Genomic DNA, 12,312 nt, shown 5'->3' with positions numbered 1-12,312 from the left:
GCGATGATTCATCGTGTTCCATGATTCTGAGCCAAAACCCTCCTGCGCCACCACGGCACTCTTCCCGGTGCCTGATGGTCAAGCGCGGCAGGGGTAACTGCATTGTCCCGGCCGACAGGTTTCCGTTGCGGGTCATCCGCTGAAGATCGCACGCCGCGAACTATGTATTCTAGAGCATCTGCTTATCCGTGCAGGCCGCATCGTGCCTCGTGCGCAGTTGGAAGATCACCTCTATTCGTTCAACGACGAGGTAACTGCCAACGCGCTTGAAGTCGGAATCTATCGCTTACGTGGACACCTGAGTAGGTCAGGTGCAACGCCACGGATCAAGACCGTGCGCGGCATTGGTTACATTCTTGAATCGACTGAGGCGGCATCCGCATAGTTGGTCGAAATTGAAAGAACAGACTGCCTTGAAAATCGTTCCAACTCGCCATCGTGGCGCCAAACAGCAGCCGATCCTCATCGGCGGTCCGAGACCTACGGTTTCCCCTTACTTGGGCCATCTGCTCTGCGCGCTCGTTCTATTATCTCCACTTTCTGCCGCGGCCCAAAACAACGGGGATGAAGGGGCGCCGCGTGCCGCTTCCAATAGCATCAACGCGACGCTGAACCTTTCCTCTTCGCTCGGCAAGACAGTTCATTTGTCCGCGCCAGCCGCGACCATCTTTGTTGCCGACCCGACGATCGCAGATTATCAGGCACCCTCGAACAAAACCATCTTCGTCTTTGGGAAGAAATCCGGGCAGACCAGTCTGTTCGCCCTAAACGACAACGGGGAGGCTCTCGCCCAGTTGCGTATTGTCGTCACACAACCGATCGGGGACCTGCGCGCCATGTTGAGGGACCAGGTCGGCGACTATCCGATCCACGTCAGTTACACGCCGCGCGGCGCAATCCTTAGCGGTACAGCGCCCGATGCCGAGGTCGTCGACATCGCGAAAAGAGTCACTGAGCAATTTCTCGGTGACGGTGCGCAGGTCGTCAATAACATCAAGGTCGCTGGGTCCTTGCAGGTTAATCTGAATGTGCGCGTTGCGGAGGTATCCCGTAGCGCCATGAAGGAACTCGGTATTAACCTGTCTGCCTTCGGTCAAATCGGCAATTTCAAAGTGGGTTTGTTAAGCGGCAGCAGAGGTGCCCGCTGGTGCGGCCAATGGTGGCGGTACAGCAGAAGTTGGATTCAACAATGATAATATCAGCGTCGGCGCGGTTCTCGACGCGCTCGCCAAGGAGCACATCGCTTCCGTTTTGGCTGAGCCGAATCTCACTGCCATGTCCGGTGAAACCGCCAGCTTCCTCGCCGGCGGCGAATTCCCCATTCCTGTCCCACAGGAAAATGGGCGGGTCTCGATTGAATTCCGTCACTTCGGCGTCGCCCTGGAGTTCGTACCCACCGTTCTCAACAACAACCAAATCAATATTCGCGTAAAGCCGGAAGTCAGTGAACTCACGTCGCAAGGTGCCGTTCAAATCAACGGTATCTCCGTGCCGGCAATTTCCACGCGCCGTGCCGACACAGTCGTCGAACTCGCCAGCGGGCAGAGCTTTGCAATCGGTGGGCTCATCAGGCGTAACGTCAGCAACAATATCAGTGCTTTTCCTGGGCTCGGCGAGGTGCCGATCCTTGGCGCCCTGTTCCGTTCGTCCTCATTTCAAAAGGAGGAGTCGGAATTGGTTATTCTGGTTACGCCTTACATCGTAAGACCAGGATCGACCCCCAACCAGATGAGCGCCCCCACGGCCCGGATGGGGCAGCCTTTGGACGGGGGGGCCACCCCGACGAATTCGTTGGGAAGTCCGCCGCGATACCACGCCAATCCCCGCACCGGCGCGCCAGCCGCCAAGGGCGGTCTCGGCTTTATCATTGAATAGGGGGGCCGAATGACGTTGCGGATCATAGGTCTCCTGATCGCTCTGACGGCAAGTGTAAGTGGCTGCACAAGCACCGCACCGAGTGTCGAGCCATTGACACCGATCCTTGTCCGGCAGGAGACCACCGTCCTAACGTTAGAGAGCCTTCGCGCTTCCGAACGGCAACGTTTGCGTGTGTTCCTTGAGAGAGCCAGTCGCGGTCGGCGGGATGCGCTCCATCTCCTTATCAGCGGGTCGCCCCGTCTCAGCGCAGAGACGGTCCATCAGGCTAAGGAGATGGGCATCGACGCTTACAAGATCCACTTATTCGACCAACAGGACGGCCGCGCAGCGCGAATAGAGGCGATTGTCTTCCATGCCCATCCTCCTGTCTGTCCGTCGCTTTCCAGTCCTTTACTCAACGAAAAGTCCTTCGACCAAACGCTTGGCTGTTCGACACGCCATAACTTGGCGGTGATGGTCAACGATCCGCACGATTTGCTCGACAATAGGGCTGTCAAGCCAAGCAATGGTGATCGTGCGGCCATACCAGCTGCCACATACAGGACATTCGCGACGGGCAAAGATGGCTGATGTCAGGTCCTTTCGTTTTCGTGGATCACGGCACCTACTCCAGCACGCAACATTGCGGATCCATCGGATTTGGCGCACGATCGTCGCCTTGTCGAGGTCATTCACCTTCGGCGACCCAGATGGGTAACAGGCTGCCCTCACCACACTACGGCGCTTTTGAGTGGGCGCTGCGCTCGCGACTTTCTTGGTGGGGCAGCGGTCACTCTCACGCTGACGGTGTGAACGGAGTTGGCCGGGGATGTCCCGGTCATTGTTGAAAATCTGAAGGGAGCGGCGTTTGCCCGCTTCGAGCCTGTAGGCTCGGGGTTCGATTCCACTGAGGAGGGCAACACCATGAACATAAATAACACATTTAAGCACTTGGGCGGGACCGATCAGCCGGGCGGCACGACTTCGATGTTCAGTCGGTCGAGCGGGCTTGTCGTGCGCCGGATGAGGCCGTTCGAGACCTTGGTATAGCGCGCCGTCGAGGACAAATTGTTGTGGCCGAGCAGCACCTGAATAATGCGAATGTCGGTGCCGTTCTCCAGCAAATGCGTTGCGAAGCTGTGCCTGAGCGTGTGGACCGTCACACGCTTATCTATGCCGGCGGCCGCACGCGCCGAGCGGCAGGCCGAGTACAGCACCTGCACGTCAATGGGGCGAATTGCATCCCGGCCCGGAAACAGCCAGCCCTGCGGCTTCGCCAGCCGCCAGTAGACCCGCAGGATGCGCAGAAGCTGCGCCGACAGCATCACCGTGCGGTCCTTGCTGCCCTTGCCGTGCTCGACCCGGATCACGCCGCGTCCGCTGTCGATGTCGCCGACCTTCAGTCCGACAGTCTCCGAAGCGCGAAGGCCCGCGGCATAGGCCGTCGTCAGGGCGGTGCGCGTCTTCAGGCTCGGCGAGAAAGCGGACAACGTCGTAGCGCTGAGAACCACCGGCAGCGTGCGTGGCGCGCGGGCATAGGCGATCCGTTCAGGGATCTCGGCATGACGCAACGTCACGCCGTAAAAGAACCGCAGCGCGCACACCGTCTGGTTCAGCGCTGGCCACGAGATTCCGGTAGAGACCAGATGCACCTGGAAGGCGCGAACGTCCTCCAGGCCGAGCCGGTCCAGCGAGCGGTCGAATATCGCGAAAACTTGGCCACCGCGTGCACGTAGGATCGCTGGGTGGCCGGCGACAGATTGCGGATCGTCATGTCCTCGATCATGCGTCGGCGAAGAGGGCTCAACTCGGCCATCTCAAACTCCTGTTCTCAAGATTGCGCTTCAACAGCCGCAATCCTTCAAAACAGAAGCGTCATCCGCAAACCCACGCACCAAATGACGCGTCAGCGGCTTCGTTCAATCCCTTTATGGGTCCGGATCCTAGCAGGTTGTGACCATTGCTGTGGCAATGCAGCAGTCCTGGATGGCTGCATCAAATAAGTTCCAAGATGCCCCGGGCGCGCTTCCACCGGACCACCTGGACGCTGCAGTTAAATGCACAAATCCACGCGCGTGCTGAAGCATCGTGAAAAATTCATGGATTATGACCCGATCCAATTTCGGTCGATCAATCAGCGCCCTTCGCCGGGGCTGTCGGTCCGCATCGCGCCTGACAGCGGCGCTATGCTGGCGCTCGCATGGCCGCCCTGTTGAACCGCTTTCTCCAGCACCGAACTGAATTGGTCCCGCTGGCGGACATTTCGATGCTTCCGCCTTGTAGGCCTTCTTTGTTGCGGCCGCCTCTGCGGCACGGCTGCGCCGACGTGAACGTGCTTGGCGGCACGTTTTGTCAGGGAGGGGAAAGAGGCGCGCGGCCCTCTCCCAGCAAGCCGCCGCTGGCGGATTCCTCCGTCTGCCCGCTGCGCTCCCTGCAGACCGGGGAGACCCTTCCGCCCCCCTTGCTCCCGCTGCTCGCCGCGATGCAGGGGGACAGGCGACCTGAACCCGTGCCCAAGCCGATCTGATGGCCGCAGAGGCGGTGGGGCTGGACATGGGCCCGTGGTGGACATACGTGCCACACAAATCCTCATGCTCGCCTAACCGGCTGCAACGTATGGCAATCCGGCAGACCCGACGAAAGAAGGAGTAGGTCTCGGCCATTCCCGTGTCCGAACCCAGAAAAGTTACTGGTTTCCTTACGGGCGCGATACAAAGGGCACAGGCTGGACTTGGCTGCCGGGGGCGGGGCTTGTCGACCGCTCAATCGAAAGTGAGAGACGAGGAGGAGAATCACCGACCTGCAGAGCGGCAAGGCGCTCGCCTACTTCCCTGTCAGTCACCGTTAGCCGATGGTTTAGACGAAGATAGTCCGTCCATGTCGGCGTGCGGAATGTCTCGGTCCAAAGAGTCGAGTTCTGAAGATCGCGCTGGAGGGTCCAGTCCCGCGCACCGGCACGGCTCTGAACGCGCCGCCTTTCGCGCATGCAGCTCAGAAATTCCTCGATATTCTCCTCGGGTATCGAGTACTCCACCTTGATCACGATCGGGCCGCTCCTGGGTTTCAAATCGAGGGCCAGTTCTGGTGGCCTGAAGTCGAAGGCCCCTTGATCCGATTCCTCCCATAGGCGGACCGGCAATAGCTTTCCCACAGCTGCAACCAGCAACAGCGCCGCTGCAGCACCTTCCAAAGCCCACGTCAGGGAATAGTTCTGCGCGACAGCACCCCAGATCCAGCTGCCCGCTGCCATGCCGCCGTAGGTCAGGGCGTAATAGATCGACAGGGTGCGACCAACGACCCACCTTGGGCTTGCCAACTGCACACACACGTCGGTTCCGGTCCAGGTGACAACCCAACCTGCGCCAGCGATTGCAAGCGCGATCGCTGCTACAGCCACCGATGATGTGAGAGCCAGTAAAAGGCAACACGTTGCGCAAGCAACGGACGCGAACGTGATCAATCGATTTTGGGACGTGATGCGTCGCAAGTAGCTATTGCCAATGCCCGCGATGAAGGCGCCTGTGCCGAAGCCGGCCAACAGGACGCCGTAAACAATTGGCCCCCCCGCCAGTTGGTCGCGAACCAGGAGGGGGAGCAGAGCAAGGATCGAGATGCTTGACAGCCCGAACAGGGTTGCACGCACGATCGCCACTCTGATCTCCGAGGAGATTGCCGTGAAGCGCATGCCATCATGAATGGCCGTCGTCATCCGCTCGCGCGGAAGAGGCGAAGAGCGAACTTGCCACTTGGAGCGCAGTACAGCGCTCAACGGGACCAGGTCGGTCAGCGCAGCGAAGGCGAAAGCCGTAAGGGGGCCCAGCAAAGCCAAAATTACACCGCCAAGCGCCGGTCCTATGCTTCGAACCACGTTGTAGCCCACCGACATCAGCGTCACTGCAGCGGGTATGTCGCGCTTTTCCAGGATGTCGCCGACCGAGGCGTGCCAGGCTGGATCATTCAAGGCAAAGCCGCATCCCGCCAAGAAACTCAGTCCCAAGATCAGCCATGGACTGACAAAGCCCAGTCCAACAGAGAGAGCCAGCGCCGTGGATGCCAGTGCGATCAGGCAATGTCCGGCAAGCATCACGCCGCGGCGGCTGAAGCTGTCTGCAATCGCTCCAGCAAGGATCGACAAGAAGAAGGCGGGCAGTGTCGATGCAGCCTGCACGAGCGCAACCATCAGATCGGAGGCTGAAATCGTTGCCATAAGCCAGCTTATAGCCACGCTCTGCACCAGCCAGCCAAGGCTGGATATCTGCGTGGCTGTCCAGATCGAACGAAAGACCGGATTCTGAAGAGGGATCAGTGTGTTTGCCGCAAAGGGCGGGGAATCTTGACGCTGCATGACTTCTCACCTCCACCACGTAGTTCTTTCGCTCACTCACTTGCTGACAGCGGTGCGCTTACGCACAGCTGCGTCACAACCAAGTTCCGATATCGCGCTCGCAACAAAGTAGATGTCGCATCCACGGTGCTGATGCGCGATGAGTGTGCCAGTTGGGCGTCAGCTGGTCTGGGTCGCGCAGCCCGATGGGGTGCGGTCTGCCCTGCGACTCTTGGCCTTGGACGGTGCTACCGCCCCGATGGCCGGGTTGTCAAACTGCCACGGTGCTAGCAGCGCCCATCCCATCCTGACAGGCATGAGCGTACGACGCAGCGCATCGCTGGTATCGGAGGCGGGTGCAAGATCAAGGGTGGCATCGTCTTGACAAGTACGAGCTGGTGGACGCCTTCGCCCGACCTATCACATCGGCGATTTATGGGGCCGCCGTTCAACTCGTTGGTCTATGCACAAAAAACATAATACGCTTCAAAAGACGTTTCGTGTCGGCGCAGGCGCCGAGGAGGGCGCGGAAGCCTTCACCATCGTCATCCCGCCACCGAACGTCACTGGCTCGCTGCACATGGGCCATGCGCTCAACAACACGCTGCAGGACATTCTGGTGCGCTTCGAGCGCATGCGCGGCAAGAACGTGCTGTGGCAGCCCGGCATGGATCACGCCGGCATCGCCACGCAGATGGTGGTCGAGCGCCAGCTTATGGAGAAGCAGATCCACCGCCGTGACCTGACGCGCGACGAGTTCATTGAGAAAGTCTGGGAGTGGAAAGCCGAATCCGGCGGCGCGATCTTCAACCAGTTGAAGCGGCTGGGGCCTCGGCCGACTGGAGCCGAGAACGTTTCACCATGGACGAGGGCCTGTCCAGGGCGGTGCTCGAAGTGTTCGTCACGCTCTACAAGGAAAGGCCTGATCTACAAGGACAAGCGCTTGTCAACTGGGACCCGAAGCTCTTGACCGCGAGTCCGACCTTGAGGTCGAACAGCAGGAGGTCAACGGCAATCTCTGGCATTTCCGCTACCCCGTCGAGGGCGAGGTTTTGGATCCGGAAAATCCTGAAACCTTCATCACCGTGGCGACGACCCGCCCGGAGACGATGCTGGGCGATATGGCGGTCGGCGGTGCATCCCGACGACGAGCGTTTCCGGCATCTTGTCGGCAAGAACCTCATCCTCTGCCGATCGTCGGCCGCAGGATCGCGGTGGTGGCGGACGAGTATTCTGATCCGGAGAAAGGCAGCCGCGCGGTCAAGATCACGCCGGCGCACGACTTCAACGAATTTGAGGTCGGCAGGCGCCATAAGTTGCCGGCGATCAATATTCTCACCATAGAGGGGCGGTCACCCTCACGGACAATGACGACTGTCTCGCCGGGCTGGAGGTGGCGCCGTAGCGCCATGCGGTCCGGGACGAGCTCGACGGTCTGACGCTTACATCTCGCCGAACTGGTCCAAGCAAGCATGAATTCCATAACCAGGCGCCGACGTGGAACTATCTCGTCGTCCACGCCCACGGACGCATCACTGTCCGGGATGATGAGCGCTATGTGCGCCGTAACGTGGCGAAGCTCACTCACATGCATGAAGCCTCGCAGCCTGCCCCGTGGAAGATGGGCGACGCGCCGAAGGACTTCATTGACACGATGGTGAAGGCGATCGTCGCCCTGGAAATCGAGATCACCAGCCTGGTTGGTAAATCAAAACTCAGCCAGAACAAAGAGGTGCGCGACATTCAGAACGCTGGTGAAATGCTGAATGCCCGAGGCGTCAATGGGATGGGAGAAGCGATGCTCGCGGTTGCGGCGGCCAAATCCCAATAGCAACTATCTTGTCCCGACAAGCCGCTGGTGCTGGATTTCCAACGGGTGACCTTGAGAGACAAATGCTTCGGCTCGCCGGAAACGCGACCAGCATCTGACCACCCGCTATGCGGCAGATGGACAAGAACTCAGGCCGCCATCGCCAGCCACATCCGCAATGCCGCCGGATCGATGGAAGCTGCTTACCCCGCCAGTCTCTCCGGTCATGCCGCCTGCGTCGTTAATACCTTGAACAGCAGCCTGGCGGTTAAACCGCCTTGCGTGTTCGGTATGGCGGCACAGCGGTTTGGAGATCGGCGAACGCCACGCCCCACGGTAGCGATGCCTCGCATGACCAAGCAGCGGCATGTGCGGCAGGCTTGCACCCGCTTCAGATGCGAGACGGGTCAAGACAATCATCCTGCACAACGCCACGCGGCGGTGAGCCGGTTTCGAAAAGGGCCGGCCCCGGCCGTTCATACAAGTGGAGTTGGGGGCGCGGGGCCGGATCAAGTCTATCGCGTTGGACCCGCCGGGACCGCGCGTACATCATCCCGGCAACGCCAGGCGCTCGCCTCGCGTCATGCGGGCTTCGGCTTGGCGCGCCGAATGTCTGGACCGGCATCGCGGAGCAATGGCGCACCAGTCTACGACATGGTGCGTAGTCGCCATGCCGCCCCTGGCCAGATCGTAGATGACCTCGGCTTGTTCGCCATGGCGAGCCGAAGCACGTTGACGGCCGTGCCGGGTGATGCGCCGTCCCAGACTATCATCCCAAAATCGGCGCGCGCCATCTCCCGGTCTTTGGCGGCGTAGATCCAGTATCCTCTAGCACCTTCAGGAGACGGGACCCGGTAGGCAGCCCAGTCGCCCAGACCATTGCGGGGTTCCTTGGCCGCATGGAAGACCCCGACATGTTTGTAGCCGTAGCCCGCGAGCAGGCCCTGCGCCTCGGCATCGGCTCCAGACGCGTCGCCAATCAGCACGCCGTGCACGGCAACAACGATTGGGCGGATCCGAGCGATGGCAGGTTCCGTCAGCTCAAATATCTCGCGTGAACCCCCTATGAATATCATCGACATCATGACTTTCCCTTCTCTCCAGGGCTCCCTCGCTCTGACCGCCGTCTCCCTCTGGCCCTGCGTGAGGGGTCACCCGAACGCCGAGACGGCGAAGCCGGCTCGGGGAGCGGCGGGACGCCGCAACTAGAGCCCGTCGGCGGCAGGCCGGCGCGCAGACCTGCCGCTTCCGGAGGCGCTACGCGCGCGGAGCTAGTGGCCTTTGTCGGCCAGCCAGAGGCTCACGTCCTGGATCGAGCGCATGAGCACCGACGGATTGTCCCGCGCGGGAATGAAGCCCCAGCTCTGCCAGTAGCGCTCTGCCTCGGCGTCGATCGCCCGCACCACCACCGCGCGGCCGCCGACGATGTCGGCGCCGGCGACGCAGCGATACAGCGCGTCCTTGACCAAGCCGCTACCGACGCCTTGTCCGGCATAGCGGTGGTCGACGGCGAGTTGTCCGATCAGCAGGCAGGGGATCGGATCGGGCGGGCGTCCGGTGCGGATGGCGCGCGGTGCGCTATTTGGCTGGATCACGCCCGGCGCGAGGCCGTAATACCCGACGACTGTTCCCTCGTCGTGAACGACCAGGACGCGGGTAAACCCGCGGGCCTGGTTCGTTCGCGCGAAGCCGGCCAGCCAAGCATTGAGCGCCGGCTTGCCGCAATCGAAGCTGTCGAGGCGGTGTGCGTGGTCGAGGAGTTCGATGCCTGAAAGCGCCACCTAGCGGTCCCAGGGCGGGGACCGACGCAGCCGCTCGGCCGCCTTCGCCGGGGGCGCAGCGGCCGGGGCTGAGATCGCCTGCATGAAGGCGTCATAGGCTTCCGGGGACACGCGGATGACGGTTTCGTTGAGGATGGCCGCCTGCGCCTCGTGCAGCGCGGCGCGCCGCATGAACTCCGTGCGCGACAGGCCGAGCAGCTCCGCGCCGCGGTCGATGATGGTGAGATCATCGTCGCGAAACCGCATCGAGACGGGTGCTTCCTTCCTGGTGGGTGTGGTGGCCATGGCGCGCTCCTGTGCTGCGGACGTATATACGTTAGTGTAACGCGGAACGCAATACTACGTTCCCTGGCGACGTCTCGTGGCGGATGGTCTCAGGATTTCTCGCCGCATCGGTTCTTCTCGGCTTCTCGCCCCAGTCGCCATTGCCGCAACCCAGAGCAAGGTGGCTTTGGTCAGCTCCGGCGGATCAATTACGGCTTAGAAAGCGCATTTGTTTTTGGCGGCCGGATGAGCGGGTCCAGAAGCGAAGTCGCTGCCATGACTGTCGCCGGACGAGCCCGGCTATCCCGAAGCTGATGAACATCTGACGCGATGGCGACTTTCGGGCCGTCACGCCACAAAGGAGGAACGGCTATGAAGGCTGGGCGGCGGCACTTTCATTCTCAGGCGCCGCTCTATGCCACCTGTCGGCCAATGTGACATCGCCACTGCGGTCCTTCGAACAAGTCGATTCGATTCTGAATTTCGGCCTTTAGGTGATTGTAGCGATTGAATCAGCGACAAGGGCTGGGCAATCGCGGTTGTGGTGACCGCGAGCCACTAAGCTTGTGCCGTACCCTTACAATGATTCATCAAGGCGTTTACCTCGGCAATCACGAGATCCGGCGTGATGTCGAACTTGCATCGGACTTTGACCGGACAATGCCGCACTTGGTCCAGACCACATCCGCGACATTCAATAACACTCATAAGCATGCTGACCAAGGGACCTCGAAACCCCCAAATCTCCGGTAGATGTGACGCCGTGAAAATGCCGATAGTAGGGCGGCCAAGCTGGGCAGCGACATGGCCGGTGCCTGAATTGTTCGAAACGACGAGGGCGGCCGAATTCACGAGACAATTGAATTCCAATTCTGACAAGTCGACAGCCGTCCGAATGTTCGCGGCCCCACGTTCCCTAGCTATCTTCGCAACCTCCTCAAGCGCTTCCAGGCATTCGCCACGGCCAACGAGGACCACCTCACCACGGGTCGAAAGAGCAGCGACAACTTTGCCAAAACTTTCAATCGGCCAATCTCGCAGGCTGGAATTGGAGAACGGAGCCACGACAATCGGGGCATTGCCTGTAGTCGAATTCTGTGGGTGACCCGCTCCGCTTTCGAAATAGGCAGCTGCCTTTGCGACCAGAAAGAGGAGGATTTCTGACACATGCTGGAGACGCACCTGCTTACGGTCAATGAACCAATCAAGCCATCTACGGGGGATTTTGTTAGCAAGCCCTATTTTTTGGACCAGCTTGTAGAAAATGGTTCTGCGCAGTTTCAGATTGAATGGCGCTATCGCAATATCGATCTGATGCATGCTGTACGGATCAACTATCGCCGCACGGTGCCTGGCGGGAACTTCAAGCAAGATCGGCCTTGTTTCTTCCGGAACACGCATATCAATGGCAAGATCAAACTCGCCGGTCAGCAGCGGCCTTATGTCCGCGGCTTCTTTGCGCGTTTTGACTTTTGGGTTGCGAGGAAAAAAGTCAAAAGCAACGTGATCGTCGGCGAGGTCGAACTGTTTTGCAGTAGCGATGTTCCAGCTTCCCACCACCAGCGTAATGTGGGCATGCGCAAAACGCTGACGAAGGTCCTTTAGAGGCCCTAGAGACATCCAAAAGTCGCCGACATGATCAAGCTTGAGGACCAAAATTCTCATCCTTGCGCTTGACTGTTCCGGCTCTTCCCAGCTGCGGTATATAATTTGATTGCCGTCGTGCTTTGTAAAATATGCCATTGCCATTCCGAAGATTATACGGTCAACACTGATAGCCCGGTGACGCGTGTGTAGGTTGGAGTGCTCCCCACTTTGTCCGCGTCTCCGCAAGAATTCTGCCATCAGATCCAAGCCGCGCTCCAGCAGGAGCTGTTGGGCGAAGTCTGCATCTCTAGCGATGGTAGCGCGCCAAGAAAGCCAGCTATGTCCCGACCCGCAATGTGAGGGGCTTCGTCACGGTCTCGCATGCAGTGAGTTCGGCAACGCCGAGTAGACGGTGATCGCCAAGCCGCCGTCCCCAGATCTCGGAGCATAACGGCAGTGGCCTCGCTCTTTGGTCGATGCTGATCCTGAATGCGACCGTCGCCGCCGGCGACGACACCGCCGGCCGCATTGACCGTCTCGGGCACGCCCTGTCGCTGTGGTCCCGCATCACGGTCGCTAGCAAGGACCCGCCGCAGCCGCTTTTTTCTGCGCGTCCGGTCGTCCAAGGTGAAGTGGACGAATCAACCCTGTGATGAAGTCGACTGCCTGCCAGCGGTGAGGTGGCAGGC

The 12,312-nt window shown here is 60.2% G+C and carries 9 protein-coding genes and 4 pseudogenes; 7 read left to right on the top strand and 6 right to left on the bottom strand.

The window, feature by feature from the left end:
* Positions 1-109: 109 nt before the first annotated feature.
* The 3 genes and pseudogenes from NKI39_RS20350 to NKI39_RS20340 form a co-directional block, all read left to right on the top strand.
* Positions 110-385, top strand: a pseudogene (locus tag NKI39_RS20350) (winged helix-turn-helix domain-containing protein); the annotation flags it as partial.
* A 28-nt stretch (positions 386-413) separates the two neighbouring features.
* A pseudogene (locus tag NKI39_RS20345) lies at positions 414-1,875 on the top strand (type II and III secretion system protein family protein).
* A gap of 9 nt (positions 1,876-1,884) precedes the next feature.
* Positions 1,885-2,448 carry a CpaD family pilus assembly lipoprotein gene (locus NKI39_RS20340; protein ID WP_352683961.1) on the top strand — a complete coding sequence of 188 codons (564 nt, stop codon included), beginning with the start codon at positions 1,885-1,887 and terminating at the stop codon, positions 2,446-2,448.
* 374 nt (positions 2,449-2,822) lie between these two features.
* On the opposite strand, the pseudogene NKI39_RS20335 reads toward NKI39_RS20340, so the two are convergent.
* Together NKI39_RS20335 and NKI39_RS20330 are read right to left on the bottom strand one after the other, a co-directional pair.
* Positions 2,823-3,673, bottom strand: a pseudogene (locus NKI39_RS20335) (tyrosine-type recombinase/integrase).
* An 882-nt stretch (positions 3,674-4,555) separates the two neighbouring features.
* Entirely contained in the window at positions 4,556-6,202 is a 1,647-nt protein-coding gene (locus NKI39_RS20330) for an MFS transporter (protein WP_352453590.1), read from the bottom strand.
* Positions 6,203-6,644: 442 nt separating this feature from the next.
* Here NKI39_RS20330 and NKI39_RS34330 point away from each other — a divergent pair.
* The 3 genes and pseudogenes from NKI39_RS34330 to NKI39_RS20320 form a co-directional block, all read left to right on the top strand.
* Positions 6,645-7,120 (top strand): annotated as a pseudogene (locus tag NKI39_RS34330) (class I tRNA ligase family protein); the annotation flags it as partial.
* Positions 7,121-7,233: 113 nt separating this feature from the next.
* Entirely contained in the window at positions 7,234-7,620 is a 387-nt protein-coding gene (locus NKI39_RS34325; RefSeq protein WP_502898585.1) for a hypothetical protein, read from the top strand.
* Complete coding sequence (locus NKI39_RS20320; RefSeq protein WP_352453596.1) at positions 7,617-8,012, top strand: FMN-binding negative transcriptional regulator; 396 nt, start codon at positions 7,617-7,619, stop codon at positions 8,010-8,012. Before NKI39_RS34325 ends, NKI39_RS20320 begins: the two co-directional genes overlap by 4 nt.
* 626 nt (positions 8,013-8,638) lie before the next feature.
* Here NKI39_RS20320 and NKI39_RS20315 read toward each other — a convergent pair.
* From NKI39_RS20315 to NKI39_RS20300, 4 genes are all read right to left on the bottom strand, one after another.
* On the bottom strand, positions 8,639-9,073 hold the full coding sequence (locus NKI39_RS20315; protein ID WP_352683963.1) for a hypothetical protein: 435 nt from the start codon (positions 9,071-9,073) through the stop codon (positions 8,639-8,641).
* A gap of 189 nt (positions 9,074-9,262) precedes the next feature.
* Positions 9,263-9,772 carry a GNAT family N-acetyltransferase gene (locus NKI39_RS20310; RefSeq protein ID WP_352453588.1) on the bottom strand — a complete coding sequence of 170 codons (510 nt, stop codon included), beginning with the start codon at positions 9,770-9,772 and terminating at the stop codon, positions 9,263-9,265.
* Entirely contained in the window at positions 9,773-10,057 is a 285-nt protein-coding gene (locus NKI39_RS20305) for a type II toxin-antitoxin system TacA family antitoxin (RefSeq protein WP_352453587.1), read from the bottom strand.
* Between the two features lie 537 nt (positions 10,058-10,594).
* On the bottom strand, positions 10,595-11,779 hold the full coding sequence (locus NKI39_RS20300; RefSeq protein ID WP_352453586.1) for a glycosyltransferase family 9 protein: 1,185 nt from the start codon (positions 11,777-11,779) through the stop codon (positions 10,595-10,597).
* 320 nt (positions 11,780-12,099) lie between these two features.
* Between NKI39_RS20300 and NKI39_RS20295 the strand changes: the two genes are divergently transcribed.
* Positions 12,100-12,276, top strand: a complete 177-nt coding sequence (locus NKI39_RS20295; protein WP_352457364.1) for a hypothetical protein — start codon at positions 12,100-12,102, stop codon at positions 12,274-12,276.
* The last annotated feature ends 36 nt before the right edge of the window (positions 12,277-12,312 follow it).

This window comes from Mesorhizobium sp. M0664, assembly GCF_040320565.1.
Lineage (GTDB): Bacteria > Pseudomonadota > Alphaproteobacteria > Rhizobiales > Rhizobiaceae > Mesorhizobium.
This window is presented reverse-complemented; position numbering and strand designations above follow the sequence as displayed.

Excerpts from the sequence above, each read along its gene's own strand:
- NKI39_RS20340 (WP_352683961.1), top strand. The coding sequence starts at position 1,885 with ATGACGTTGCGGATCATAGGTCTCCTGATCGCTCTGACGGCAAGTGTA.
- NKI39_RS20330 (WP_352453590.1), bottom strand. The coding sequence starts at position 6,202 with ATGCAGCGTCAAGATTCCCCGCCCTTTGCGGCAAACACACTGATCCCT.
- NKI39_RS20315 (WP_352683963.1), bottom strand. The coding sequence starts at position 9,073 with ATGTCGATGATATTCATAGGGGGTTCACGCGAGATATTTGAGCTGACG.
- NKI39_RS20305 (WP_352453587.1), bottom strand. The coding sequence starts at position 10,057 with ATGGCCACCACACCCACCAGGAAGGAAGCACCCGTCTCGATGCGGTTT.
- NKI39_RS20300 (WP_352453586.1), bottom strand. The coding sequence starts at position 11,779 with ATGGCATATTTTACAAAGCACGACGGCAATCAAATTATATACCGCAGC.
- NKI39_RS20295 (WP_352457364.1), top strand. The coding sequence starts at position 12,100 with ATGCTGATCCTGAATGCGACCGTCGCCGCCGGCGACGACACCGCCGGC.